Origin of the sequence: Aquabacter sediminis (genome assembly GCF_028863665.1) — a bacterium.
GTDB lineage: Bacteria > Pseudomonadota > Alphaproteobacteria > Rhizobiales > Xanthobacteraceae > L1I39.
In genome coordinates this window covers 266,401-293,350 of the sequence record NZ_JARBFX010000004.1, presented here as the reverse complement: position 1 = coordinate 293,350, position 26,950 = coordinate 266,401, and the positions used below count along the sequence as shown (strand labels likewise).

The 26,950-nt window shown below is 68.3% G+C and carries 24 protein-coding genes; 7 read left to right on the top strand and 17 right to left on the bottom strand.

The genetic code is table 11. From position 1 onward, the window contains the following. Position 1 precedes the first annotated feature (1 nt). From PV781_RS09720 to rpsF, 9 genes are all read right to left on the bottom strand, one after another. Positions 2-694, bottom strand: a complete 693-nt coding sequence (locus tag PV781_RS09720; RefSeq protein ID WP_274775427.1) for a CvpA family protein — start codon at positions 692-694, stop codon at positions 2-4. Between the two features lie 123 nt (positions 695-817). Then, positions 818-2,236, bottom strand: a complete 1,419-nt coding sequence (gene radA, locus PV781_RS09715; RefSeq protein WP_274775426.1) for a DNA repair protein RadA — start codon at positions 2,234-2,236, stop codon at positions 818-820. 3 nt (positions 2,237-2,239) lie between these two features. Further along, a complete protein-coding gene (gene alr, locus PV781_RS09710; RefSeq protein ID WP_274775425.1) occupies positions 2,240-3,385 on the bottom strand; it encodes an alanine racemase in 1,146 nt (381 codons plus the stop codon). After that, entirely contained in the window at positions 3,382-4,866 is a 1,485-nt protein-coding gene (locus PV781_RS09705; RefSeq protein WP_274775424.1) for a replicative DNA helicase, read from the bottom strand. Before PV781_RS09705 ends, alr begins: the two co-directional genes overlap by 4 nt. Before the next feature lie 172 nt (positions 4,867-5,038). After that, positions 5,039-6,292: a cyclopropane fatty acid synthase gene (locus tag PV781_RS09700; protein ID WP_274775423.1), complete on the bottom strand. Its 1,254-nt coding sequence runs from the start codon at positions 6,290-6,292 to the stop codon at positions 5,039-5,041. Between the two features lie 281 nt (positions 6,293-6,573). Then, positions 6,574-7,137, bottom strand: coding sequence for a 50S ribosomal protein L9 (rplI, locus tag PV781_RS09695; RefSeq protein ID WP_274775422.1), 564 nt, complete (start codon positions 7,135-7,137; stop codon positions 6,574-6,576). Positions 7,138-7,207: 70 nt separating this feature from the next. Continuing rightward, positions 7,208-8,161: a DUF2232 domain-containing protein gene (locus PV781_RS09690; protein WP_274775421.1), complete on the bottom strand. Its 954-nt coding sequence runs from the start codon at positions 8,159-8,161 to the stop codon at positions 7,208-7,210. 194 nt (positions 8,162-8,355) lie between these two features. Further along, the gene (gene rpsR / locus PV781_RS09685; protein WP_012172827.1) at positions 8,356-8,613 is read right to left on the bottom strand and encodes a 30S ribosomal protein S18; all 258 of its coding nucleotides are present in this window, start codon (positions 8,611-8,613) and stop codon (positions 8,356-8,358) included. Next, the gene (rpsF, locus tag PV781_RS09680) at positions 8,613-9,056 is read right to left on the bottom strand and encodes a 30S ribosomal protein S6 (RefSeq protein WP_209103669.1); all 444 of its coding nucleotides are present in this window, start codon (positions 9,054-9,056) and stop codon (positions 8,613-8,615) included. Before rpsF ends, rpsR begins: the two co-directional genes overlap by 1 nt. 365 nt (positions 9,057-9,421) lie before the next feature. Between rpsF and fabD the strand changes: the two genes are divergently transcribed. The 7 genes from fabD to gmk all read left to right on the top strand — a co-directional run bounded on the left by fabD (position 9,422) and on the right by gmk (position 16,686). Further along, the gene (fabD, locus tag PV781_RS09675; protein WP_274775420.1) at positions 9,422-10,378 is read left to right on the top strand and encodes an ACP S-malonyltransferase; all 957 of its coding nucleotides are present in this window, start codon (positions 9,422-9,424) and stop codon (positions 10,376-10,378) included. 52 nt (positions 10,379-10,430) lie between these two features. Continuing rightward, on the top strand, positions 10,431-11,168 hold the full coding sequence (gene fabG, locus PV781_RS09670; RefSeq protein ID WP_274775419.1) for a 3-oxoacyl-[acyl-carrier-protein] reductase: 738 nt from the start codon (positions 10,431-10,433) through the stop codon (positions 11,166-11,168). A 337-nt stretch (positions 11,169-11,505) separates the two neighbouring features. After that, complete coding sequence (locus PV781_RS09665; protein WP_029003376.1) at positions 11,506-11,742, top strand: acyl carrier protein; 237 nt, start codon at positions 11,506-11,508, stop codon at positions 11,740-11,742. Positions 11,743-11,820: 78 nt separating this feature from the next. After that, the gene (gene fabF / locus PV781_RS09660) at positions 11,821-13,083 is read left to right on the top strand and encodes a beta-ketoacyl-ACP synthase II (protein ID WP_274775418.1); all 1,263 of its coding nucleotides are present in this window, start codon (positions 11,821-11,823) and stop codon (positions 13,081-13,083) included. A gap of 265 nt (positions 13,084-13,348) precedes the next feature. Next, positions 13,349-14,881 carry an endolytic transglycosylase MltG gene (mltG, locus tag PV781_RS09655; RefSeq protein ID WP_274775417.1) on the top strand — a complete coding sequence of 511 codons (1,533 nt, stop codon included), beginning with the start codon at positions 13,349-13,351 and terminating at the stop codon, positions 14,879-14,881. A 216-nt stretch (positions 14,882-15,097) separates the two neighbouring features. Next, complete coding sequence (locus PV781_RS09650; protein ID WP_274775416.1) at positions 15,098-15,985, top strand: YicC/YloC family endoribonuclease; 888 nt, start codon at positions 15,098-15,100, stop codon at positions 15,983-15,985. A gap of 14 nt (positions 15,986-15,999) precedes the next feature. Continuing rightward, the gene (gmk, locus tag PV781_RS09645; RefSeq protein WP_274775415.1) at positions 16,000-16,686 is read left to right on the top strand and encodes a guanylate kinase; all 687 of its coding nucleotides are present in this window, start codon (positions 16,000-16,002) and stop codon (positions 16,684-16,686) included. A 71-nt stretch (positions 16,687-16,757) separates the two neighbouring features. Here the strand turns inward: gmk and PV781_RS09640 are convergent, their stop codons facing one another. From PV781_RS09640 to mepA, 8 genes are all read right to left on the bottom strand, one after another. After that, complete coding sequence (locus PV781_RS09640; RefSeq protein WP_274775414.1) at positions 16,758-17,954, bottom strand: histidine-type phosphatase; 1,197 nt, start codon at positions 17,952-17,954, stop codon at positions 16,758-16,760. A gap of 78 nt (positions 17,955-18,032) precedes the next feature. Continuing rightward, a complete protein-coding gene (gene rsmA / locus PV781_RS09635) occupies positions 18,033-18,899 on the bottom strand; it encodes a 16S rRNA (adenine(1518)-N(6)/adenine(1519)-N(6))-dimethyltransferase RsmA (protein ID WP_274775413.1) in 867 nt (288 codons plus the stop codon). Further along, a complete protein-coding gene (gene pdxA / locus PV781_RS09630; RefSeq protein WP_274775412.1) occupies positions 18,896-19,945 on the bottom strand; it encodes a 4-hydroxythreonine-4-phosphate dehydrogenase PdxA in 1,050 nt (349 codons plus the stop codon). Before pdxA ends, rsmA begins: the two co-directional genes overlap by 4 nt. Then, entirely contained in the window at positions 19,945-20,877 is a 933-nt protein-coding gene (locus PV781_RS09625; protein ID WP_274775411.1) for a SurA N-terminal domain-containing protein, read from the bottom strand. The genes pdxA and PV781_RS09625 overlap by 1 nt, the downstream gene beginning before the upstream one ends. A 131-nt stretch (positions 20,878-21,008) precedes the next feature. Further along, on the bottom strand, positions 21,009-23,528 hold the full coding sequence (locus tag PV781_RS09620) for an LPS-assembly protein LptD (protein WP_274775410.1): 2,520 nt from the start codon (positions 23,526-23,528) through the stop codon (positions 21,009-21,011). After that, positions 23,525-24,619, bottom strand: coding sequence for an LPS export ABC transporter permease LptG (gene lptG, locus PV781_RS09615; RefSeq protein ID WP_274775409.1), 1,095 nt, complete (start codon positions 24,617-24,619; stop codon positions 23,525-23,527). The genes PV781_RS09620 and lptG overlap by 4 nt, the downstream gene beginning before the upstream one ends. Before the next feature lie 4 nt (positions 24,620-24,623). Further along, on the bottom strand, positions 24,624-25,784 hold the full coding sequence (lptF, locus tag PV781_RS09610; RefSeq protein WP_274775408.1) for an LPS export ABC transporter permease LptF: 1,161 nt from the start codon (positions 25,782-25,784) through the stop codon (positions 24,624-24,626). A 94-nt stretch (positions 25,785-25,878) separates the two neighbouring features. Then, on the bottom strand, positions 25,879-26,799 hold the full coding sequence (gene mepA, locus PV781_RS09605) for a penicillin-insensitive murein endopeptidase (RefSeq protein ID WP_274775407.1): 921 nt from the start codon (positions 26,797-26,799) through the stop codon (positions 25,879-25,881). Positions 26,800-26,950: the final 151 nt, after the last annotated feature.

Genomic DNA, 26,950 nt, shown 5'->3' with positions numbered 1-26,950 from the left:
CTCACTGGCCGGTGCCGCGCGTACTCTCGAGCAGCTGATCAAACCCTTGCCGGTCACCGCGGCGGTATCCGGCTTCACCGCCTGCCGCCATGGCGGACGATGCAGCTGCAACAGTGGTGCCCCCACGCTCCGTGCGCTGTCCGCTCGGGGGCGCGGGCGTCTCGCCCTCCTCGCCGGCGGGCGAACGCTTAAGTCGCTTAAGAATGGTGTTCTCCGGGTCATCCGGCAACAGCGAGACCAGCCAATTCCCTGTATTTTGAAGCACAGGGCGGGATTTGGCGTTCAAAACCCATGGCGGCTGGTTCTTGTCCGGAACGAGCCAGTTGAAAAACAGGAAGGCGACCACCACCACGAGAAGGCCGCGGGCCAATCCAAAGAGGAAGCCCAGCGTGCGGTCCAGCGCGCCGATTCGGCTGTCCAGCACGATGTCGGACAAGCGGGCGCTGACGATGGAGACGATGAGAAGCGTGCCCAGAAACAGGATCGCCACGGTGACGGCGAGGGCCACCGTGTCCTGCGAGATATATTGTTTCGTGAAGGGCAGAAGCTTTGGATAGAAATAGACGGTCACGCCGGCGGCGGCGATCCAGGACACGATGCTGAAGACTTCCCGCAGCAGGCCGCGCACCATGGCCAGAAGGCCGGAGATGAGCATCACGGCAATGAGAATGAGATCCAGCAGCGTCACAGGCATCGGCGCGGCTTACCCTTCAAGGTGGCGCCGACCTGGCGACCGGTGAGGCGACACGGTGAGGCGACACCTGGATGACAGGCCTCGCGTGGGTGGGACGTATAGCTTCATGTGCCCCCCGCGTCATCAGTCCTCTTGCGCCGATGCCTCACGGGGCGGCAGGGCAGCCTTGCGCGGCGCGCGTGCCGCAATGGCGGCAACGAGGCTTGCGAGGGAAGGAACGGCATCGATGCCAACGGGCGCATCCAGGCCTTCCGTACTGGCGGCGGGAATGACGGCGCGGGAGAAGCCGAGCTTGGCCGCCTCCTTCAACCGTGCCGGCGTCTGGGAGACCTGGCGCACGGCCCCCGTCAGGCTCACCTCGCCGAAATAGACCGATTCCTGCGGCAAGGGCGCTCCCGTGAGCGCCGAAACCAGAGCGGCCGCCACCGCCAGGTCCGCCGCCGGCTCGCCGATGCGCAGGCCGCCCGCCACGTTCAGATAGACATCATGGCCGCCAAGGCGCACGCCGCAGCGGGCATCCAGCACCGCCAGCACCATGGCCAGGCGGCTGGAATCCCACCCCACCACCGCGCGGCGGGGCGTGCCGAGGGTGGAGGGGGCAACGAGGGCCTGGATCTCCACCAGCACCGGGCGCGTGCCTTCCATGCCCGCGAACACCGCCGTTCCGGGGGCGCCGGCATCGCGGTTGGACAGGAAGAGTTCGGAGGGGTTGGGCACTTCCGAGAGGCCCTTGCCGGTCATCTCGAAGACGCCGATCTCGTCGGTGGGGCCGAAGCGGTTCTTCTGGGCGCGCAGGATGCGGAACTGGTGGCCACCATCGCCCTCGAAGGAGAGCACCGCGTCCACCATGTGCTCGACCACGCGGGGGCCGGCGATCTGGCCGTCCTTGGTCACATGGCCCACCAGGATGACGGCGGCGCCGGACTGCTTGGCGAAGCGCACCATCAATTGGGCAGAGGTGCGCACCTGCGTCACCGTGCCCGGCGCGGAGTCCACCGAGTCCGACCACATGGTTTGGATGGAATCGATGACCACCATGCGCACGGGCGGCCCGCTCGCCAGGGTCGCTAGGATGTTCTCCGCATTGGTCTCGGCGGCCAGGCCCACCTGCGCCTCGCCAAGGCCGAGGCGCCCGGCGCGCAGACGCACCTGGTCCACCGCCTCTTCGCCCGAGACATAGATGACCCGGTGTCCGGCCGAGGCCAAAGCGGCCGAGGCCTGCACCAGAAGCGTCGACTTGCCGATGCCGGGATCGCCGCCGAGCAAAAGGATGGAGCCGGGGACGAAGCCGCCGCCCGCCACCCGGTCCAGTTCGCCAATGCCGGAGACGAGGCGCGGCGGGGGCGTGCCCTGGCCCTGGAGGCTCTCCAGCGGCACCGCCCGCCCCTTTCGGCCCGCCCGCTGGGCGGCGGGGACGGAGGCGACGACCTCCACTTCCTCGGCAATGGTGTTCCAGGCCCCGCAGGCCTCGCACTTGCCGAGCCAGCGGGTATAGCTGGCCCCGCAGGCCTGGCAGACGAAATGGGAGCCACGCTTGGCCATGCTTCAGCCCGCCCCGCTGACATAGACGCGCCGGTAGCGGGCGCCGAGGCCGGTGAGCACCTCATAGCCGATGGTGCCGCCATGGGCGGCCAGCTCATCCACACCGATGCCGTCTCCCAGCAGGACCGCGCTCTGGCCGCGCTGCACCGCCTCGGGCGGCAGGTCGGTGACATCAACGGTGACCAGGTCCATGGAGATGCGCCCCACCAGCGGGCAGCGATGGCCGGCAATCATGGCATCCGCCCCCGGCCGCCCATCGGCGGAGCCAAAGGCGCGGTGGAAGCCGTCGGCATAGCCCAGCGAGAGCACGGCGATGCGGCTGTCGCGGGACAGGCGCTGGGCGGCGCCGTAGCCCACGCTGTCGCCGGGAAGCCCCTGGCGCACCTGGATGATCGGCACCTCCAGCCGCACCACCGGCTTCAGCGGCGCCCGGCCGGCAATGGCCATGCCGCCATAAAGGGCGATGCCCGGCCGCACCAGGTCGAAACGAAATTCGGGACCGGACTGCACACCGGCGGAATTGGCGAGCGAGGCGGGAACACCGGGAAAGGCGGCGGCAGCACGGGCAAAGCGCTCCACCTGCCGCGGGGTGAGAGGATGACCGGGCGTATCGGCGCAAGCCAGATGGCTCATGACAAGGCTCGGCCGGAAGCCGGCCCCCTGCGCCCCGAGCGCCAAAGCCTCGTCAACGGTGATGCCCAGCCGGTTCATGCCGGTGTCCACATGGATCGCCGCCGGCCGCTCCGCGCCCAATGCGCGGCCATGGGCCGCCCAGTCGGCGATCTCCGGCAGGCTGCCGAGCACGGGCCGCAGGTCATGAGCCTCGAACGCCGACTCGGTGCCGGGCAGGAGGCCGCCGAGCACATAGATGGTCGCCTCCGGCAGCACGGCGCGCAGGCGCACGCCCTCTTCCAGCAGCGCCACAAAGAAGGTGCGTGCCCCCGCTTGCCAGAGCGCGGGCGCCGCGCGCTCCAGGCCGATGCCATAGGCATTGGCCTTCACCACGGCCGCGCAGTCCGCCGGCGCGGCAAGGCCGGCCAGGGTGCGCCAATTGTCCGCGAGGGCGTCGAGATCGATGGTCAGGACAGCGCTCGCGCGGGCGAGCGCCACATCGGACGCGTCGGAGGACGCGGGGGTCTGAGCGGTCATCTATGGTCCGGAAGCCGGTCCTCGCGGGCGAGGTTGGAGAAGCGGGTGAACTGGGCCTCGAAATGCACCTTCACGGTGCCGGTGGGGCCGTGACGTTGCTTGCCGATGATCACTTCGGCCACCCCCTCGGCGGCCTTCATGTCCGCCTCCCACTTGAACCATTCCTCGGTGCCGGGCTTGGGCTCGCGGCTCTTGAGGTAATATTCCTCGCGATACACGAACATGACCACGTCGGCGTCCTGCTCGATGGAGCCGGATTCGCGCAGGTCCGACAATTGGGGACGCTTGTCGTCGCGCGCTTCCACCTGTCGGGAGAGCTGGGACAGCGCCACCACGGGCACGTTCAGCTCCTTGGCGAGGGCTTTGAGGCCCGTGGTGATCTCGGTGATCTCCTGCACGCGGCCCTGGGACGAGGTCTTGGCCGAACCGGAGAGCAGTTGGAGGTAATCGATGACCATGAAATCGAGGCCGCGCTGGCGCTTCAAGCGCCGGGCGCGGGCAACCAGCTGGGCGATGGAGATGCCGCCGGTGTCGTCGATATAAAGCGGGATCACCTGCATGGTCTGGGCGGCGGCGGCGAGCTTTGAGAACTCGCTCTCGGAAATGTCGCCGCGGCGGATCTTGTAGGAGGCGATCTCCGCCTGCTCGGCGAGGATACGGGTGGCCAATTGCTCGGCCGACATTTCCAGCGAGAAGAAGCCGACAATGCCGCCCGAGACGGTGGCGATGGAGCCGTCCGGCTTCTGCTCGCCCCGATAGGCCGAGGCGATGTTGAAGGCGATGTTGGTGACGAGCGCGGTCTTGCCCATGGCGGGGCGGCCGGCGAGAATCACAAGGTCGGAGGGCTGGAGGCCGCCCATCTGGTGGTCGAGGTCATCAAGCCCGGTGGCAATGCCCGACAAATGCCCGTCGCGCTGGAAGGCGCGGTTGGCCATGTCCACCGAATCGCGCAGCGCATCGCCGAAGCGCACGAAGCCGCCGTCATAGCGCCCGCTCTCGGCGATGGCGTAGAGGCGCTTTTCGGCTTCCTCGATCTGGTCCTGCGGCGTCGATTCGATGGGGGCCTCATAGGCCTCGTTGACGATCTCCTCGCCGATCTGGATGAGCTGCCGGCGCACCGCCAGGTCATAGATGGTGCGGCCGTAATCCTCGGCATTGATGATGGTGGTGGCCTCGGCGGCAAGCCGCGCCAGATATTGCGGCGCGGTCAGCCCACCCACCTCAAAATCAGCCGGCAAAAAGGTCTTGAGCGTGACCGGCGTCGCCACCTTGCCCGCCCGCACCAGAGAGCCCGCCAGCTCGAAGATGCGCGAATGGATGGGCTCGAAGAAATGCTCGGGCTTCAGGAAGTCGGAGACGCGGTAGAAGGCCTCGTTGTTCACCAGAATGGCGCCCAGGAGCGCCTGCTCGGCGTCCAGATTGTGGGGCGCCTGACGATAGCTCGGTTCCACGTCGTCACGGGCGGCAGGCAGGTCAAGCATTGCGTGCGGTCGGTTCCTGGAGATGCGGGGAGCCTAGCAGATCCCATCCGCCCTGATGCCGCGTTAAGAGCGACCCAGCGGAATCTCTTTCCCATGCAGATGTAGTTTTCCACCTGTGCATAACAATGGGGAAAAGGCCGGGCGCGGCGGCGGGACGGCGCCGCCGCCGGCCTCATTCGCCCGCCAGCCGCAGGGGCGTGGAGGCCCGCTTTTCCTTCAGCCGCAGGCGCCTTTCCTCCTCGCCGATATAGTCCCGCGTCAGCGGCACCGCCTCCTGCCGCCGCGCCAACTGGATCTGGAACACCATCATGCCCTGGTGGCGGAATGCCATTTCCGAGGCGGCGAGATAGAAGTCCCACATGCGGATGAAGCGCGCATCGGTGAGCCGCGCGACCTCCTCGCGCCGGGCGAGGAATCGCTCCCGCCACGCCTTCAGCGTCTGCGCATAATGCAGGCGCAGGATCTCCACGTCGGTCACCACCAGTCCCGCCCGCTCGATGTGAGGCAGCACCTCCGACAAAGCGGGGATGTAGCCGCCGGGAAAGATGTATTTGGCGATCCAGGGATTGGTGATGCCCGGCACGTCGGAGCGGCCGATGGAATGGAGCATCATCACGCCGTCGGGTGCCAGCAATTCGCGCACCTTTCGGAAGTAGGCGCCGTAATGGTCGACGCCCACATGCTCGAACATGCCCACCGAGACGATGCGGTCGAAGGGGCCCGCCACGTCCCGATAGTCCTGGAGGCGGAAGACGGCGCGATCCTCCAGCCCCTGCTCCGCCGCCCGCGCCTGTGCGACGCCCAATTGCTCGGTGGAGAGCGTCACACCCGTGACCTGCGCCCGCGCAATGCCGGCGAGGTAAAGGCCCAGCCCGCCCCAGCCGCTGCCGATGTCCAGCACCTTCAAATCGGGCCGATCGAGCACCAGCTTGGCGGCGATATGGCGCTTCTTGGCCAGTTGGGCATCGTCCAGCCTTTGGCCGGGCTGCTCGAAATAGGCGCAGGAATATTGCCGGTCCGCATCCAGGAACAGGGAATAGAGCCGCCCGTCCAGGTCGTAATGATGGGCGACGTTGCGGCGGGACCGGCCGCGCGGGTTAAACTGGGCGATGCGGCGCAAGGCCATGCGGGCCTTGAAGAAAAGGCGCGCGGTAAGCGTCGGCTGGAGAAGCGGCTGGCCCATAAGGATGTGGAGCAGCCCGGCAATGTCGCCGCGCTCCAGCACCAGCCCCTCGTCCATATAGATCTCGCCCAGCGCCAGTTCCGGGTCGAGCAGCAGGCGCCACTGGGCCCTGGCCGAGGTGAAGCGGATATGGACCTCCGGCGGGGCGGACCCCAAGGTGATGGTCCGGCCGGAGGCCAGTGTGACGACGAGACCTTCGCGTATGACCACGCGACGCAAAACAGATTCAAGCAACCTTTCCATCGGCCGCCTCCGTCTGAAATGTGTCCCCGCGTGCCCTCCCCCCTGCGCCCGCTGCGGCGGCGCGCCACTCCCTCTGACGTTCTGCCGCCTCCGGTGCCGCACCGGCCCAAGCCGGTCAGGCTCGGGCCCCCTGCACCGAAGATGAGATCGGAGTTGGCCAATCACAACACCTGCGCGGCCAATCGACAATATGCTGCGGTGCTTTCAGCCCAAAAGAAAAGCGCCCGGCCAGGGCCGGGCGCTTCAATTGACGTAGCGTAAACGCCCAGAAGGCGGGCAGATCAGGCCTCGGCAGTGTCCTCGGCGGCCTCGGCGGCCTCTTCCACCACTTCGTCCTCGTCCTCGTCGTCATCACGACGGGCGGTCACGTCCTCGCCGGCCACGAGGCGGGCGGCCTCCTCGGCGCTGCGGGCCACGGAGACGGTCACCTTCACCTCGACCTCGGGGTGCAGGGAAACCGGCAGGGTGTGCAGGCCGATGAGCTTGATGGGGTGGTTCAGCACGATCTGCTGGCGGTTCACGGTGAAGCCGGCCTGCTCCAGCGCCATGGCGATGTCGCGGGTGGAGACGGAGCCGTAGAGCTGGCCGCTCTCGCCCGCCTGGCGGATCACCACCACATTGGTGCCGTTGAGCTTGGCGCCGACCGCCTCGGCATCCTTCTTCAGCTCCAGGTTCCGGGCCTCGAGCTGGGCCTTCATGGTGTCGTACTTGGCGCGGTTGGCCGAGGTGGCGCGCAGGGCCTTGCCCTGGGGCAGCAGGAAGTTGCGGGCATAGCCGTCGCGCACATGCACCACTTCGCCCATCTGGCCGAGCTTGGCCACGCGCTCGAGAAGAATGACGTCCATTTTGATCTCCTGATCGGTTCTGTCTGTTTCAGTTTCGGGAGGGCGGCCGGAGCCGCCGGTTCTTTGAGGTCTATCGGTCGTTGGCGGCGGGCGGCCCGCCGCGAAAGCCCATGCGCGTGCGAAGGTCGAACATGGTGTCCACGATGCCGAGCAAGGCGGCGGCCAGCGCCGGCCAGCCGAGCGCGAGGGTGGCCATCCAGGCGGCGGTCAGGATGAGCGGGCGCCCGGGGCGTCCGCGCGTCACGAAATGCAGGGTGGCGAAGCCGGACACCGCATAGGCGGTGAGCAGCGTCGCCGTGACCACGGAGGCGCACAGGCCGATCATTCCGGGGGTCACGGACAGGGCGATCAGCACCGCCAGCACCAGCGTCATCACCGCCGGAAGACGGGTGGCGGCCAGGTCCGGCCAGGGGCGCGCCAGGCGCCCCGAGACCCGCGCGGCCCGTGCCGCAAGGTAAAGGCAGACCAGGTGCGAGACCGTGGTGAGCGTACCGGCCATGGGCGGCAGCACCGCCGCCACCAGCGCCGACATATGCGCCGTATCCGCCGTGCGCGCCGACCCCGCGCCCGCCTCGATGAACAGCTCGAAGGCCTGCCCCACCGCCGCCTGATAGGCGGCATAGTCGGTGGCCACCGACAGCAGCCCCACGATCACGCTGAGGCTGGCCAGCGCCCCGGCCAGCAGCACCAGCGGGCCGATGGGAAACCAGACCAGCCCGTCCCGCGCGGCAGGATCGGGCCGGGCGAGCAGCGCGCCATAGGCCAGCACCCAGGCGGGGCCGCCAATGCCGAGCACATAGGCGATGAGGAAGGTGGAGCCGAAGGCAAGGCCGAGGCCAGCGGCCGCCGCCACCAGGCCGACAAACGCCGTCCAGTGGGAAAAGGCCAGGCCGGCCAGCATGATGGGAAGAGGGGCAAGATAGAACAGCGGCACGGCCAGCACCGTTCCCGCGGCAACGCCGGCGGAAAGGAGCGCAGAAGCCGCGCCAGCGGCCAGGCCGATCAGTGCAATCTGTCCCATCATCTCGCTGTCCCGCCATGAGCGGTTAGAGGAGGGTCGAGGCCCACCCCAGCCTTGGCATCCGCCCCCGGCGCGCATGCGGCAAACCGGAAGAGGACCACCGTCCTTCAAAGATCAATCGACAAGGCCAAGCCCCTTCGGGCACGCCGCATCGGGGTGCCGCCGACCCGGAGGCCGGCGGCGAACTTAAATCGCGATCAGCGGATCACGAAGGGCAGCAGGCCGAGGAACCGCGCGCGCTTGATGGCGGCGGACAGCTCGCGCTGCTTCTTGGCGGACACCGCGGTGATGCGGCTCGGCACGATCTTGCCGCGCTCGGAAATGTAGCGCTGCAGGAGACGCACGTCCTTGTAGTCGATCTTCGGCGCGTTGGGGCCGGAGAACGGGCAGGTCTTGCGACGACGGAAGAACGGACGGCGCTGACCGCCGCCACCACCAGCTTGAGCGAACGCCATCAGACTGCCTCCTCGCCCTGGGCTTCTTCCCGGTCACGGCTGCGACGGGGGCGGTCCTCGCGACCACCGAAGCCACGATCCCCACCAAAGCCGCGCTCGCCGCGCTCGCGATCATCGCGGTCGCGCTTCTGCAGCATGGCGGAGGGGCCTTCTTCATGCTCCTCGACGCGCAGGGTGAGGAAACGCAGGACGTCCTCATCGATGCGCATCTGGCGCTCCATCTCCTGCACCGCCGCCGCGGGGGCGTCGATGTTGAGGAGCGTGAAGTGCGCCTTGCGGTTCTTGTTGATGCGATAGGTCAGGGACTTCACGCCCCAATACTCGGTCTTGCCGACCGAGCCGCCATTCGCTTCGATCACACCCTTGAAGCGGGTGGTCAGTTCCTCGACTTGCTGCGCCGTGATGTCCTGGCGCGCGAGGAACACGTGCTCATAGAGCGCCATGTGTCCTATTGCCTTTCCTGTTCCACCGCGCCCCGACGCCAAGCCCTTTCAAGCCTTTCAGGAAAGGCTCGTCTGCTCGGAAGGCGGGGACACGGGACGACGGACCACAGGCCCTGCCGGATCTTGCAGGGGCATCAGATGCCCGCGACAACAGCCGACCGTCCGTTCAGCCCCCGGCCGGGGCAACGGAAGCGGCGCGTATAGCAGAATGCGCGGGAAAGGCAACTCGCGCGTGCCCCCTCCCCGCGGCGTCCCGCAAGCGCGGTGCAGGGCACCCATGGTGCGGCGCGGCTTGACTCCCAGGGCCGTGCGGTGTCTCTGCCCTCCCCAAAATTCAATCCTTGGAACCCGTCAAGGGGATGCGCATGACCACCGCTTTCATTTTTCCCGGCCAGGGCAGCCAGGCTGTCGGCATGGGCAAGGCCCTGGCCGATGCCTTCCCGGCCGCGCGCGCCGTGTTCGAAGAAGTGGACGCGGCGCTGGGCGAGAAGCTCACCGCCATCATGTGGGACGGCCCCGCCGACGCGCTGACCCTCACCGCCAACACCCAGCCCGCTTTGATGGCCGTCTCGCTCGCCGCCATCCGCGTGCTGGAGACGGAAGCCGGCCTCGACCTTTCCCGCGACGCCTCCTTCGTGGCCGGCCACTCGCTGGGCGAATATTCGGCGCTCGCCGCCGCCTGCGCGCTCTCCATCACGGATGCCGCCCGCCTGCTGCGCATTCGCGGCCGGGCCATGCAGGAGGCCGTGCCGGTGGGCCAGGGCGCCATGGCCGCCCTGCTGGGCCTCGACTACGACCAGGTGGTCGCGGTCGCCGCCGAGGCGGCTGGCGATGAGGTCTGCGAAGCCGCCAACGACAATGCCAACGGCCAGGTGGTGGTGTCCGGCTCCACGGCGGCCGTTGAGCGCGCCATCGAGATCGCCAAGGCCAAGGGCGCCTCGCGCGCCATCCTGCTGCCCGTGTCCGCCCCCTTCCATTGCCGCCTGATGGAGCCCGCCGCCGAGGCCATGGCTGCGGCGCTGGCGGAAGCCACCGTGAACGCGCCGTGCGTCCCCGTCATCGCCAATGTGCGGGCGACCCCGGTCACCGATCCCCAGGAAATCATCCGCCTCCTGGTGGAGCAGGTCACCGGCACCGTGCGCTGGCGCGAGAGCGTCATCTATATGTCGGGCGCGGGCGTGACCCGCGCGGTGGAGGTGGGTGCCGGCAAGGTGCTCTCCGGCCTCGTGCGGCGCATCGCCCGCGAGATCGCCGTCTCGGCCGTGGGCACGCCCGAGGATGTGGCAGCCTTCATCGCCGCCCGCCAAGCTCCCGCCGCCTGAGGCCCGCCGCCTGAGGCCGTCCTTTCGCTTTTCCTCTCTTTCCGGAGACCTCATGTTCAATCTCAGCGGCAAGACCGCCCTCGTCACCGGTGCCACCGGCGGCATCGGCGGCGCCATCGCCAAGGCCCTCCACGCCCAGGGCGCCACCGTCGCCATTTCCGGCACCCGCCGGGAAGTGCTGGACGCGTTCGCGGCCGAGCTCGGCGAGCGCGTGGTGGTGCTTCCCTGCAATCTCGGCAACACCGAGGAGGTGGAGAAGCTGGTGCCGGACGCCGAGGAGAAGCTCGGCCAGCTGGACATCCTGGTGAACAATGCCGGCATCACCCGCGACAACATCTTCATGCGCCTGAAGGACGAGGACTGGGACCAGGTGATCGCGGTCAACCTCACCGCCACCTTCCGCCTCAGCCGCGCCGCCGTGCGCTCCATGATGCGCCGCCGGTCGGGCCGCATCATCTCCATCACCTCGGTGGTGGGCGTGACCGGCAATGCCGGCCAGGGCAATTATGCCGCCGCCAAGGCGGGCCTGATCGGCATGTCCAAGTCGCTGGCCCAGGAAGTGGCGAGCCGCGGCGTGACCGTGAACTGCGTGGCGCCGGGCTTCATCGCCACCGCCATGACGGACGTGCTGAACGACAAGCAGCGCGAGGCGATTCTCAAGGCGGTGCCCGCCGCGCGCCTGGGCTCGCCCGAGGACATCGCATCGGCCTGTGTGTATCTGGCCTCCGACGAGGCGGCCTATGTGACCGGGCAGACGCTGCATGTGAATGGCGGCATGGCCATGGTATGACCGGGATGCGGCCCTCGGCCCCCGCCGAAGGCCGCTCCCGCCCCGCATCACGGGTCTGCCGCCCCGGGCGGAGAAAACCGGGATGCGGCGAAAACCCAAGCCCGCTCTGGACCTTCGGGTGATGATCGGGTTTGCTGGCCAAGCCGGGGGAAGTGTGGTAACGAGCCGCTCATACCACCCGGTCGTGCCAGGCACGGACGGGGCTTGGACGACGGTGCTTCCATCTGCCCGGTCGGATACGAGCAAGGGGGCTGGGCACGGCGCGTGAAAGGCTTTATGCCCTCTCACAGCCGCCGTACGGCAGAGAGACAATTTTTCAGATAACGAGGGTGCATCGATGAGTGACATCGCCGAGCGGGTGAAGAAGATCGTCGCGGAGCATCTGGGCGTGGAGCCCGAGAAGGTTACGGAAAACGCCAGCTTCATCGACGATCTCGGCGCCGACAGCCTCGACACCGTCGAGCTCGTGATGGCCTTCGAAGAGGCCTTCAACACCGAGATCCCGGACGACGCCGCCGAGACCATCCTGACGGTGGGCGACGCCATCAAGTTCCTGGAAAAGAACGCGGCCTGATCGCCGTCATCATGATACTGACGGCCGCGGTGCGCCACGCGCCGCGGCCGTCGTCGTGATCGTACCCGGAGTTCCCTCATGAGACGTGTTGTCGTCACTGGCCTCGGCATGGTGACGCCGCTCGGCTGCGGCGTCGAGCCCAGTTGGCGGCGGTTGATTGCGGGCGAGAGCGGTGCCAAGCGGGTCGACCGGTTCGACGTGGCCGATCTTGCCTGCCAGATCGCCTGCACCATTCCGCGGGGCGACGGCACCGACGGCACCTACAATCCCGACGATTGGATGGAGCCGAAGGAACAGCGCAAGGTGGACGAGTTCATCGTCTTCGCCATGGCTGCCGCGTCCCAGGCGCTGGACGATGCCGGCTGGCATCCGGAAAGCTATGAGGACCAGACCAATACCGGCGTCCTGATCGGCTCCGGCATCGGCGGCATCGAGGGCATCGCGGAAGCCTCCCTCATCCTGCGCGATCGCGGCCCCCGCCGCATTTCCCCCTTCTTCATTCCCGGCCGCCTGATCAATCTGGCGGGCGGCTATGTGTCCATCGCCCACGGGCTCAAAGGTCCGAATCACGCGGTGGTCACCGCCTGCTCCACCGGCGCCCACGCCATCGGCGATGCGGCCCGCCTCATCGCGCTCGGCGATGCGGACGTGATGGTGGCCGGCGGCACCGAATCGCCGGTCAATCGCCTGTCGCTGGCCGGATTCGCCAGCTGCAAGGCGCTCTGCACCGCCTTCAATGACGACCCCGCCCGCGGCTCGCGTCCCTATGACAAGGACCGCGACGGCTTCGTCATGGGCGAAGGCGCCGGCATCGTGGTGCTGGAAGAGTACGAGCACGCCAAGGCGCGCGGCGCCAAGATCTATGCCGAACTGGTGGGCTATGGCCTGTCCGGCGACGCCTTCCACATCACCGCCCCCTCGCCGGACGGCGACGGCGCCTATCGCTGCATGGCGGCGGCGCTGAAGCGGGCCGGCATGACCCCGTCCGACATCGACTACATCAACGCCCACGGCACCTCGACCATGGCGGATGAGATCGAGCTGAAGGCGGTGGAGCGGCTGCTGGGCAATGCGGCGGCCAATGTGTCGATGTCCTCGACCAAGTCGTCCATCGGCCATCTCCTCGGCGCGGCCGGCGCGGTGGAGGCCATCTTCTCCATCCTCGCCATCCGCGACCAAGTGGCGCCTGCGACGCTGAACCTGGAAAACCCGTCGGTGGAGACCCCCATCGACCTGGTGCCCCAGAAGGCCCGCCAGCGGAAGGTGGACACGGTGCTGTCCAATTCCTTCGGCTTCGGCGGCACGAACGCGTCGCTGATCTTCCGCCGCGCGGACGCCTGATCTTCTCCGGCGGCCTTCGGGCCGCCGGCTTCTCCCCGGTGGCCCTGCCAGCGGGGACAGCAAGGTCCCATAAAAAGCACCGGATCGGTGCGGGCGTCGCATTTCCGTCCAGATAAGCGCTATCCCCTTGCGGGCGCCGCAGCGAAAGACGGGTCCGGAACCAGGTCGTCTCGTCGCCCCTTTGGACTGCGTGGCCGATCCGGCGCTTCGCCGGCCGCCCGCGCGCCCATGCGGTGCATAGCGAGAGTGATGGGAGACGTCCGCGATGGCCACCAACGACCCGAACGCCCCCTCCCCGCACGATGGCGCCCAAACGCCCGGAGCATCTGCACCCGGCGCCCCAGCCTCCAGCTCCCCTGAATCTGGCGCGCCCCTCATTCCCACCCGCGCCGAGCCCACGCCCGAGCCGGCTCCCGCAGCGGCGTCGGAGCCTGGACCCGTCCCGTCGCCCGCGCCCGCGCGGGTCACGCCGGAAGCCGCACCCGGCTCTCCCCTTCCGCCCACTCCCGCGCCCGCCTCGCCTGAAGACGTGGCCGCCCGTGCCGCGCCTGTCGAGGAGGCGCCGGCGCCCCCGTCCCGCAAGGGCGCCCCTCCCAAGGCCACACCCAAGGCCACACCCAAGGCCACACCCAAGACGCCCTCGGGGCGCAAGCCTGTGAAATCCAAGCCCATGGACCCCAAGAAGCGACCCTCGCGCGGCGCGCGGCACCCCGCCGTGGTCATTGGCAGCGGGGTCTTCACCTTCCTGCTGTTCCTGGCGGTGGGCGGCGGCCTGGCGGCCTGGTACGGGCAGATGAAATACACCGCCCCCGGCCCGCTCCAGAGCGAGAAGACCGTGCTCATTCCCCGCGGCTCCGGCGGCCGGGACATCGCCGAGATCCTGGAGCGCGAGGGCGTCGTGGACAATTGGGCGCTGTTCGTCGCCAGCCAGCAGATCGCCCGGCGCGGCGAACCGCTGAAGGCGGGCGAGTATGTGTTCCCGCCCCGCATCTCTATCGCCGACGTGCTCGACCAGATGGTGGCGGGCAAGGTGGTGCAGCACCAGGTGACCATTCCCGAGGGGCTGACCTCCGCCCAGGTGGTGGAGCGCCTCATGGCCAACGATCTCCTGGCCGGCACCCCACGCGTGCCGCAGGAAGGCACCCTCCTGCCCGAGACCTACAACGTGGTGCGCGGCATGCGGCGCGACGAACTGCTCGCCCGCATGGCAGCGGACCAGCAGAAGGTGGTCAAGGAGCTGTGGGAGAAGCGCGCGCCCGATCTGCCGCTCAAGTCGCCCCAGGAGATGATCATCCTGGCCTCCATCGTGGAGAAGGAGACGGGCAAGCCGGATGAGCGGGCGCGGGTGGCCGCCGTCTTCATCAACCGGCTCAACCGCAAGATGCGGCTGCAATCGGACCCGACCATCATCTATGGCATCGTGGGCGGCAAGGGATCGCTGGGGCGGCCCATCTCCAGGACGGACATCGCCACCGCCACCCCCTACAACACCTATGCCATTGATGGCCTGCCCCCCGGCCCCATCGCCAATCCCGGCCGGGACGCGCTGGCGGCGGTGGCCAACCCCGCCAAGACCAAGGACCTCTATTTCGTCGCCGACGGCACCGGCGGCCACGCCTTCGCCGAGACCCTGGAGCAGCACAACCGCAACGTGGCGCGCTGGCGCGAGATCGAGGCCGATGCCCGCCAGCGGGCCAGCCAGGGCGGCAATGTGAACGGCCCAGGCACGGGAACGGGAACCGGAACGGGGACCGCCCCCGCCGCCCCGGCCCCCCGCGCGCCCGCCTCCGCCAACTGAGCGGACGGCGCGCAGGCCGCCCGTGTGCACGCAAGGCGCGGACCACGCTTTTACGCGCGGCGCGCGCAAACCATATTCCCCGCGGCGGGAGACCGGCTCTAGATGCGGGGATGATCGCGCCTCGGCGCCGGTCGCCCCTTGTGATGTCATTGTTCGAGGCGCGGCACCCGCCCGCCTCCAGAGGAGCGGATGGCTGGACGCCGCCGGATCACGCCCATGTCCCTTCAAAGCATGACCGGCTTTGCCCGCGCCCAGGGAAATACGGGCCCCTGGCGCTGGAGCTGGGAGGTCCGTTCCGTCAATGCCAAGGGGCTGGACGTGCGCCTGCGCCTGCCCTCCGGGTTCGAGGAGCTGGAAGCGGGGGCGCGCACGGCGGCCACGCGGGGCCTCTCGCGCGGCTCGGTGTCCGCCACCTTCGCCCTGAGCCGCGAGGGCGACCAGGTGTCCGTGGCCGTCAACGAGGCCGCGCTTCAGGCACTCATCACCGCCACCCGTGCCGCCGCCGCGCGGTTTTCGCTCCCCCCAGCCAGCCTTGATTCCCTGCTGGCGGTGAAGGGCATCGTGGAGGTGAGCGAGGCCGATTCCGTCGACGAGGACCGCGCCGGCATCACCGCCGCCGCCCTTTCGGGCTTCGAGGCGGCGCTGCTGGACCTCAAAGCCATGCGCGAGCGGGAAGGCGGCGCCCTGCGCACCGTCCTGCTCGAGCGGCTCGACGCCATCTCCGCCCTCGTGGATGCCGCCGAAACCCTGCCGGAGCGGCGCCTGGACGCCATCCGCGCCCGCCTCGCCGAGCAGGTGCGCGCCCTCCTCGACACCGGCATTTCCCTGGATGCCGAGCGGCTGCACCAGGAAGCCGCGCTGCTGGCAGCCAAGGCGGACGTGCGCGAGGAACTGGACCGGCTGCGCGCCCATGTCTCCGCCGCCCGCGAACTCATCGCCACCGGCGGCCCCGTGGGGCGCAGGCTCGATTTCCTGGCGCAGGAGTTCAACCGCGAGAGCAACACGCTGTGCTCCAAGTCCAATGCGGTCGCCCTCACCCAGATCGGGCTTGACCTGAAGCTCCTGGTGGATCAGTTCCGCGAGCAGATCCAGAACATCGAGTGACCCGGTTCCCGCACATGGCCAACCCGACCCCGTCCCACTTCTCCCTGCCCGGCTGGAAGCCCGGCTCGAAGTCCGGCCTTGCCCGGCGCGGCCTGATGCTGGTCCTGTCCTCGCCCTCCGGCGCCGGCAAGACCACGCTCTCGCGCAAGCTGCTGGCGCAGGACGACCGCATCACCATGTCGGTCTCCGTCACCACCCGCCCGCCCCGGCCCGGCGAGGTGAACGGCAAGGACTATTTCTTCGTGGACGTGGCCACCTTCCAGCGCATGCGGGACGAAGGCGAGCTGCTGGAGCATGCCACCGTGTTCGGCAATCTCTACGGCACCCCCCGCAAGGCGGTGGAGGAGGCGCTCTCGGCGGGCCGGGACGTGCTGTTCGACATCGACTGGCAAGGCACCCAGCAGCTGGACCAGAGCGCCCAGCAGGATCTGGTGAAGGTGTTCCTGCTGCCGCCTTCCGCCGCCGACCTGGAGAAGCGCCTGCGCACCCGCGCCCAGGACAGCGACGACGTGGTGCATCAGCGCATGTCCAAGGCGTCCGACGAGATCAGCCACTTCACCGAATATGACTACATCCTCATCAACCAGGATGTGGATGACAGCCTCGGCAAGCTGGTGTCCATCCTCCAGGCAGAACGGCTGAAGCGCCGTCGCCTCACCGGCCTTGCGGACTTCGTGAAGGGCCTGCGCGACGCGCTTTGAGCCGTTCGCGGCCTACTGGCCCGCTTTTGAGCCGTTTGCGGCCTACTGGCCCGCTTTGAGCCGTTTGCGGCCTATTGGCCGCATGCGACCGGCAGGTCGGGCAGGATGCGGGCGCGCACCTTCTCCAGCGGGCAGAGGTCCTCGCCCGGGCAGTCCGGCAAGGACACGGGGACGGCGTGCACGCTGGCGGGATCGAGGCTGCGCATGCCGTCCAGCTGCGCATACCAGATCCGCAGGGCAAGGCTGACCGCGCCGCTCCCCGGGTCGCGCCAGCGCTCCAGGACGAAGGCGGTGGCGGGGGCGGTCTTGTCGGGCTGGCCCGGCAAGGACCAGTCCACCCCGAAAATGCCGGCCATGTTGGAGAGGTTGTCGTCGTGCCCGGCAAAGGCGAGCAGCTTCAGCCCCGGCGTGACGGCGGGCGAAGCGGCGCGTGGCTGGCCGGCCAAGGTCTCCAGCATCACCCGCGCCATCCCCGCCCCCTGGACCCGCGCCACCTCCGGCATCTGGCGGGAGAACCAGACCGTGCGATCGCGCGCGGCCATGAGCGGCGCCAGCGCAGCAGGGCTGGCGGCAAGGCCCCAGCCCACATTCTCCAGCGGCACGCCCTGGGCATATTCCAGCAGGAAGATTTCGGCGGCGTCGGCCGCAATGGCCAGCGGACCTTTCAGCAGCACGCCGGTGGGCGAGGCGACAAAGGCGGAGGCGGCCGGATCGAGCGGCGGCCCCTCCGGGCGCAGGATGGCGCTCACCCCCGCAATGGCGCGGGCAGAGGCCGGGTCCACCAGTTCGCCGGCCGGGCCGAAGCCCGCGCGCACCGCCTCCGCCAGGGCCTTGGGATCATAGCGGCACTGCTTGCCCACCCGCCGGAACAGCGGGTCGCGCACCCCGTCCGCCAGATGGGCCACCTCGGCGGTGCAGCCGGGGGAGAAGCTCTGCGCCATCATCCGGCCGCTGCGCCGCGTGCGCTCGTCCCGCGCGTCGGACCACACCCGCACGCTGTCGCCGGGACAGCCCTCGGCGCCCAGGAGGCCGGCCTTCACATAATGGTCCCGGATGGCGGTGGCGATGAGACTCACCACCTGCGCGCCCTTGTCGGTAAGCTCGCCGCGCGGCACCGGCCAGGACGGCCAGGCGCGGGCGGCCCAACTCTGCAGCACCTGCGGGGACTGGGTGGGCGCGCGCACGCCGTGCCGCTGCACCAGGACCACCTGGTCGAGCACCGGCTCAGCCGCCACCGGGGCGCCGGAAAGCCAAGCCAGCGCGCCCATAGCCAGGGCTCCGGCCCGCCGCCACCCGCGCCACGTCCCCCGGCTCATGCCCGCCATTGTCCCGCTCCCGCCAGACGATCAGGCGGCCACTATGCTCTTGCCCCGCAGCGCCGCCAAGGCATTGGCCAGCCTGACGAAGCCGGCCACATCGATCTCCTCCGCCCGGGCGGTTTCCTCGGCCTCGGCCTGCGCCAGCAAGGCTCCGGTGTCGACGCCCAGCGACTTCAGGCTCTGGCGCAGCATCTTGCGGCGCTGGCCGAAGGCGGCCTGGGTCACCTGCTCCAGGTCGGTCAGGCGGCAGGGGAGAGGGTCTTCGCGCGGCACCAGATGGACCACCGAGGAGGTGACCTTGGGCGGGGGGACGAAGGCGGAGGGGGCGACATCGAACAGGATCTTCGCCTGTGTGCGCCAGCCGGCGAGCACCGCGAGACGCCCATAGGCCTTGCTGCCGGGCGTCGCCACAATGCGCTCGGCCACCTCGCGCTGGAACATCAAGGTGAGCGAGGAGAACCAGGGCGGCCAGGGATCGGTGGAGAGCCAGCCCACCAGGAGCAGCGTCGCCACATTATAGGGCAGGTTCGCCACCACGCGGGCCGGCCCCTCGCCCAGCAGGGGCAGCACGTCCACCTTGAGCGCGTCGCCCTCGATCACATGCAGGCGGCCGGGATAGGCCTCCTGCACTTCGGCCAGCGCCGCGATGCAGCGCCGGTCGCGCTCCACCGCCACCACGCGCGCCGCGCCCAGCGCCAGCAGCGCCCGCGTCAGCCCGCCCGGGCCCGGCCCCACTTCCACCACGCAGGCCCCTTCCAGCGGGCCGGAGCCCCGGGCGATGCGGGCGGTGAGGTTGAGGTCCAGGAGGAAGTTCTGGCCGAGCGATTTCTGCGCCGACAGCTCGTGGCGGCGGATCACATCCCGCAGCGGCGGCAGCTCGTCGATGGCGCTCACGCGGCAGCTCCCACGCCAGGGCGCCGGCCCGCCCGGCGATCGGCTGCGGCAAGGCGGCCCGCGAGTGCGATGGCGGCCATGAGGCTGGAGGGGTTGGCGCGCCCCGTGCCGGCGAGGTCGAAGGCGGTGCCGTGGTCGGGAGAAGTGCGCACGAAGGGCAGGCCGAGCGTGACATTCACTCCGTCATGAAAGGCCAGGGTCTTGGCGGGAATGAGCACCTGGTCGTGATAGGGGCCGATGACCGCGTCATAGGTGGCACGGGCTTCCTCATGGAACAGCGTGTCCGCCGGCAATGGGCCGCGCATGTCGATGCCCTCGGCGCGCAGGTCCGCCACGGCGGGGCGCAGGATGTCCTCGTCCTCCCGCCCGATGGTCCCGTCTTCGCCCGCATGAGGGTTGAGGCCGGCCAGAACCAGGCGCGGCCGTTCAAGGCCGAAGCGCTGGCGCATGTCGCGCGCCAGGATGCGACCGGTGCGCACCAGCAGCTCCCGGGTGACAAGCCGCGGCACGTCCTTCAGTGGCACATGGATGGTGGCCGGCACCACGGCGAGCCGGGGCGACCAGATCATCATCACCGGATGAGGCATGATACCGTCCGGCCCGGCGCAGCGGGCGGCGAGATATTCCGTGTGGCCGGGAAAGGGAAAGCCGGCGGCATAGACCACGGACTTGGCCAGGGGCGCGGTGACGAGGCCCGCAGCCCGCCCCGCCTGCACATGGTCCATGGCCTGGTCGAGGCTGGCCACCACGGCGGCAGCGCTGGTCTCATCCGGCTGGCCGGGCGCGGCGGTGGCGCGGGGGCCGGCCGGCTCCACGGGAAGTGCGTCTGAAAAGCCGTCCGCCGCCAGCGGCAGGGCCACCTCGCGCACGGGCACATCAAGGCCGAGGAGACGCGCGCGATCCGCCAGGAGGGCGGGATCGCCGATGACGCAGAAAGGCGGGGTGGCGCGGGTGCGCCGGGCCCAGGCCATCAGGACGATGTCGGGGCCGATGCCTGCCGGCTCCCCGAGCGTCAGCGCCAGGGGCGGGACCGTTTCCGGCCCCATCAGCGATACACGATGAGCGCGGACTTGCGCAGCTGCGCCATGAGCTTCTTGGATTCCGCCTGGAACTGGGTGGAGGCCAGCTGCTCCTTGATCTCCCGCTTGGTGGAGACCTCGCCCTTGACCTCGTTCTTGCCGCAGACCGCGAAGATCTCGACCCCGGACTGGGTGACTTCCGGCGGCGTCAGCCGGCCCACATCGGTCTTGTCCAGAATCTGGCGCAGCTGGGGCGGCATCTCGGACGAGAGGCGGAAGACCGGGGAGCGGACCACCACTTCCTTCAGCCCCTTGACGGCTTCCAGGCCCGCGTCGCAGCCGTTGAACCGGGCCTTCAGCGCATTGGCCTCGGCCAGGCGGGAGCCATAGGCGTTGGAATTGCGCGGCACCACGAAGATGATGGGGTAGAGCTTGTACTCCGTGGACACCATCTGGACATTGCCGCGCTGCTGAACCGCCGCCACCACGTCCTGGTCGCGCACATTCACGGTCGGCGCGCGGGCGCGCACATATTGCTGCCAGACATTGTCCGCCCGCAGCTTCTCCTTGAAGGCCGAGACGTCGACGCCGGACTGGGCGAAGCCCTGGATGAGCTGCTGGGGGGTGCGGCCGCTGCGCTCGGCCACGGAATTGAAAAGGCGATCCAGATCCTCGTCGTCGAGGGTGATGCCGATCTTGGCGGCCTGCTGGATCTTGATCTTCTGATCGATCAATTCCTCCAGCGTCTCCTTCTGGCCGGGCGCCTTGCCCTCGATCATCTGCTGCAGCTTCATGCGCTGCGCCACGTCGAAGGAGGTGATGGGCTGGCCATTCACGATGGCCAGGATCTGCTGGGCGGAGGCCGGCGTGCCGAAGGCCGCGAGCGCCAGCACCAGCCCGAAGGCAAACGCGAGGGTGCGGCGGACAGGGGCGGCACTGTTCGGTCGGAAAGGCATCATCGGCAGAGGGATCGCACCGGCTGGTGGTGGGTCATGGGCATGGCACGGTCTTCCACGCCCTCGCGCACATTAATTCGCCCGGCCCTGTGGCGGCAATGGGGCCAAGAGGCCCCATCCGGTTTCCCCTGGCATCAATTGCTGCTGGAGGACCCCACGCCGGCGGACACCTTGGTCTGCCCGAGCGTTCTGAGACCGATGGTCAGCATCACCGTGTTGGACGGCGATCCGTTCGGCCCGTTCACCGTATAATTGGAAATGTAGCTCAGGGCCATGGTGAAGCAGTCATCGGCATAGTTCAGGCCGACCGAGACCAGATCGAAGGCCGCCTGGGCGATGTTGTAGCGCACGCCGCCGCCGATGGACCACTCGTCCGTCAGCTTGTAGGAGGCGGTCGTATAGACGCCTTCGCGCTCGTAATAATAGCCGAGCAGCGGCTGGGGCGCATAAAGGCCATAGACCGCCGAGAACGACACCCGGTCGAAGGACGTGCGCCCTTCCACCTCGAAGCGCTGCATGGAGAAGTTCTGCTCGTCGAACCGGAAGCGCGAGATGAATTCCAGGTTCGAGGTCGGCGAGTAGGAGAAGCGGGCCACATAGTCGGAGACGTTGGTCTCAAGCCCCGATTCCAGGCCCGTATTGGCCATGTCGCCATTGGCGTACGAGTTCTTGCCGAACAGGTGGTAGGACTGGCCGACCAAGGCGGTGACGAGGCCGGCCTTGTTGATGGCGGCGGTGTAGGTGATGCCCACATTCAGCCGGCCGCCGCCTTCCACCCGGTCCCAGCCGGAATATTTGTCCACCTCGAACAGGTTGCTGTCGTCGAAGACGAGGCTCTGCGCATCCTCGTTGGGCAGCTTGCCGATGGCGGTCTCGTTGGGACGGATGACCAATTGGGCGCGCGGCTCGATGGTCTGCACGCCCCAGTTCTCAACCGAGATGAAGGGGTAGCGATAGTCCAGGCCGACCACGGGCATGGCGCGGATGATGCTTTCCTCGCCCGACTGCAGCGGATTCTGACCCGGCAGGGTGATGCCGCTGGTGTAGCTGGTGGGCAAGGCGGAGATGTTGGAGTGCGCCAGATCCACCCGGGCGCTGGCAAACGGCGTCCAGATCTGGCCGGCCTGATCGGTGATGGACTTCTTCCAGTACAGCTCGGCCGACAGGCGCTGGTAATCCCCCGGCGCGCCGCGCAGCAGGCACTGGGTCGGGTTGGGATTGGTCAGGGCGCACGCCCCGGCGGGAATGCCGACGCCGCCATTCACATAGGAGGTCGAGGACGACATGCCGACGAAGTCGGCTTCGTTGCGGTTGATGGAGTTGAAGTTGACCTTCAGCCCCGCCTCGCCGCCCCAAATCGGGTTTGCGAACACGTAATTGTAGTTGAACGTGCCCACGACCGGGATCTGATCCTGGTTGTCGGTCACGGACAGCCCGAGGAAGTAGAGCCCGCGCAGGTCGAAGAAGCTGCGGTTCCCCTGCCCGGTCAGGTAGATCTGCGAGACCGCCTCCGTGGGAGTGGCGGTGATCAGGCCCATCGGGTCGGTATAGCCGGCGAGCTTGTAGTCGTTGATGAAGGTGCGGTCGGAGGCCAGCGTGCCGTCCCAGCCCCACTTCCAGAAGTCGTTGATGACGAACTCGCCGGCGCTCTGCACCACGCCGCGATTGTCACGATACCCAGGCAGGCCGGCAAAGGCGTCCTTGTCCTGCTGCATGATGCCGGCGGCGCGGATATTGTAGCTGCCATTCATCAGGCGCTGGCGCCACTCGCCCTGCATCAGCAGGCCCTGCTGGGTGTAATAGACCGGGGTCAGCGTCAGGTCGCGGTCCGGTGCGATGTTCCAGAAGAAGGGGATGCCGAAGCCGAACCCCAGTTCCGAGGAATTGGCGAAGACGGGCGTCAGGAAGCCGGTCTTGCGCTTCACCGTCGGGTCGGGGGTGGAGAAATAGGGGAAATAGGCGATGGGCATGCCGAAGAATTCGAGCGTGGCATCCTTGTAGTAGATCATCTGCTCATCCTGGTTATGGATGATGCGCTGTGCCTTGACCTGCCACAGGACCGGCTTCTCCGGCTTGTCCTTGCACGGCTCGCAGGCCGTGTAGACACCGTTCTGGAAGACGGTGATGTTGCCTTCCAGGCGATCGGCCCGGGCGGCGACGAAATGGGTCTTGTCGGGCGAATCCACCCGCAGAGAATCGATGAAGCCGGTCTTGAAGTCCTCGGTGAGCTGGAGCTTGTCCGCGGTGACGATCTGCCCGCTCTTCTCCTTCAGGCGGACATTGCCCTCCGCAATCACCAGGTTCTTCGCCCGATCATAGGTGACGCGCTTGGCCTCCAGGGAGGAGCCATCATAATACAACTGCACGTTGCCGACGGCACTTACCGTATTCTTTTCGTAGTCGTAGACCAGCTCATCGGCGGTCACGAGCATCTTCTTGTTGGGATCGGAATGATCGATGCCCCGGCTGGCCAGCAGGCTGCTGCCGGCCGATTGCGCTGCTGCAGCGCACACATGGCCGAAGGCGAACAGGAGGGCGCAGAAAACAACCCAGGCGAAAGTGCGGGCGCGGACAAAGCCGTCCCCGGCCGCGCGCCGGAGGGGGCGCACGGGGTTCACTTCACGATCCTCGGCGGGAGCAATCCCGACGGTCATCCGTCCTCCCGGTGCAACAAGACCAAAATCCCAAGAACAATCCCAGCCACCGCCGGAAACCAAGCTGCGGCAACGGGATGGATCACGCCTGCCTCTCCAAGATCTTCCGCGAGCTTGGTGCCAAGATAAAGCAGAAAGCCGGCAGCCACGCCACCGAGAATCGTCTGCCCCACACCACCAAAGCGGAACACCCTTAACCCAACCACAGCGGCGATCAGCACCATGGCAATCAGCAGAAATGGCCGCGCCAAAAGACTCTGGAAGTGCAGCCGGTAGCGTTGCGCGCCGAAGCCCGCTTGCTCGGCGGCGGCGATCGCGTCGGGCAGTTGCCAAAAGGACACGGTGTCCGGGGAGGTCAGGGCCTCCTGGATCTGGTCCGGGTCCAGATTCGTCGCCACCACGAAGGTCGCGAAGGTCTGCTGGTCGAATCCAGGGATGAGCAGGCGCGCATCCTGCAACTCCCAGTAGCCCCTCTGCAGGGTGGCGGACTTCGCCTCGATGCGCTGCACAATGCGGTCGTTCTTGTCGAACTCGAACACCGTCACCCCGATGAGCTGGCGCCCCCCGTGCTGGGTGGTGGCCGCCTGGATGATGGCTTGGCCGTCAATGCTCTGCTGGCGGATCCAGAAGGCCCCCCGCCCGGAGGGCAGGACGCCGCCCGACGACGAATTGAAGATGTCGCCCTCGATGCGGTTCGCGCGCTCCTTGAAGTCCGCCGAGACGGGATTGAACACCCCGGTCGAAAAGGCGCCGATCAGGAAGGCCACCAGGACGGCCGGAAAAATGAACTGCCAGGCCGACAGGCCCACCGCCCGCGCCACCACCAGTTCCAGTTTGCGGGACAAGGTCACGAAGGCCGCGATGCCGCCGAACAGAACGGCGAAGGGCAGCAATTGCTCGGTGAAGGCGGGCGTGCGGTAGAGGGTGAGCATGGCCACCATGCCGGCGGTGACCGTGTCGCGGTCCGCCGTGCGGCGCGTCATCTCCAGGAAGTCCACCAGCATGATGAGAGCGACGCAGGAGACGAAGATCAGCACCACCGCCCAGAAGAAGCGCTTGGCGAAATAGAAGCCGAGAGTGGGTCCGATCATCGGGTCACTCGGCATTCATGCGCGCAAGGCGCCGGGACATGGCCTCCATCAGGCGCGTCAGGCCCTGCGGCGCGGAAAAGCGGATCCAGCCCTGGACCACGAAGCCGCAGATCACGATGCAGGCGAGCGGCAGCAGATAGGCGAGCGGAATGGCCGCGCTGGAGGTGCGTAGCATGCCGCCCACCACGAAGGAGGCGATCTGCAGGCCCACCATGATGGGGATGATGGCCACCAGCGCCATGGAACGGCTCTGGCGCGTGGTGCGCGGGCTCGCCAGCGCGGAGGCCGCGACCGCAAAGAAGGCGAAGGGATAAAGCCCCGCCGACAGGCGCTTGTGCACCTCCTCGCGGAAGCGCCCGGTCTGCTTCAGCAGCACATAGACGTCGCTCGGCGGCGGATTGAGCACATAGGTGAACTCCCGCTCGTTGGGGCGGAAGTCGTTGCCCTGCTTGCCGGGCGCCAGATCGTTCAAGCCCAGCGCATAGCGCTCGAAATCCACCACGGAGCCGTTGCCGGAGGCCCCGGGGGTGCGGCGATGAATGGAGCCGTCTTCGAGCACGAGAAAGGTCCCGCTGGGGGTGTCCACGATGCGGCCATGGTCGGCCACATAGGTGGAGATTTCCTTCTCGCGGGAATCGTTGATGAAGACGCCCCGCATCAGCCCGGTATTGTCGCGGTCGCGCACATGAAAGACGAGCCCGTCTGCCACCGTCACAAAGCGTCCGGGCTGGGCCACGAAGGACACCACGTCCGCGCCCACCTTCGTCACCTTCTCGCGGAACATCCGCAGGCTCGCGGGCACCAGGTCGATGGAGAGGGCCGCGCAGAAGGCCGAGACCAGAGCAGCCAGCAGAATCAGCGACCGCAGCACCCGCCACGGGCTCATGCCCGCCGAGGCCATCACCACGATCTCCGAATCGCCGTTCAGCTTCAAAAGGGTGTAGGCGGTGGCGATGAACAGCGCCGCCGGCGCGATCACCAGCACCAGGGTCGGCACGGTGAGCCCGGTGATGGCCAGGAAGGACAGGATGGTCTGCCCCTGGCTCGTCACGAGATCGAGCTGACGCAGCGCCTGGGTCGACCAGATCATGGCCGTCAGGACCAGCGTCACGCCCACGAATGCCGTGGCGGCGGTGGAAAAGATGTACCGGTCTAGACGGCCCATGCACCTTCCTGCGACACGCACTCACCGCCCTGGCGCGTGATCATTCTAGAACTACTCCTGATAGCCGCTCCCGCGCTGCAGCGCAAATGCAGCTTCACCGTGCCAGCAGTACGTCGGTACAGGTGGCGGGCAGATCGGCGAGCGTCAAAGGCGGCTTGGGCTTGGCCGGTTCCTTGGAGGGCTTGGGGTGCAGCACCTCGTCGGAGAACCACCAGTCTAGCTCCGCCCCGCATCCATCTCCCACCGGCACCGGCTCCTGCGGCCGGCACTGGGGGCTGTCGGACGGGCAGGCGAGCCGCACATGCATGTGATAATCGTGGCCCCAATAGGGGCGCACCTTGGTCATCCAGGCGCGGTCGCCCCGCGCGTCCCGGCACAGGGCTTTCTTGATGGCCGCGTTGACGAAGATGCGCTCCACCCGGGGATCAAGGGCGGCGGCGCGGATCACCGCCACATGATCCGGGGTCCACACCGCCTTGTCCACGTCGAGCCGGTCCGGCCGCACGATCATGGTGGCGGACATGGTCTCGCGGGCCTCGCGGGAAAGCTGGCTCCCGGGGCTCGGGGTCAGCCAGATGTCCACGTCGAGCCCCACCTGATGGGAGGCATGGCCGGTGCGCATGGGGCCGCCGCGCGGCTGCGCCATGTCGCCCACCAGGATGCCCGGCCAGCGGGACACCTTGGGCACTGTGACCGCGAAGCCCTCGATAAAGTCGATCAGCTCGGGATGGCCCCAATTGCGATTGCGCGATAGGCGCATCACCTGCCACGCCGGGCCGTTGACCGGCAAAGCGGAGGCCCCGGCGACGCAGCCCTTGGAATAGAAGCCGATGGAGCGCGCGGCCAGCGGAGCCGGCGTTGCGGCCGCGCCAAACAATTCCTTGGCGGGCTTACCTGCCACGGCCTCGGGGGCGGGCGTCTGGGCTGAGGCGGGACCGGCGAGCCAGGTTAATGGCAAGGCGAACGAAAAGGCCAGGGCCAGCAGACCGAGACGGCCGATGCGCGCGCGTTCCATGCCGTCTCCTCCTGTTCGCCCGGGCACGCCGCTCCTGGAGCGGGTCGCGCCGACCCTCCCGGATTTAGCCGGGCGGGCGTGAAGGATCTCCTAAGCCCCGGCCCCTGGACAATGAGCCCGGCCGCTGGCCCCTGGCCCCTGAACCCTGGGC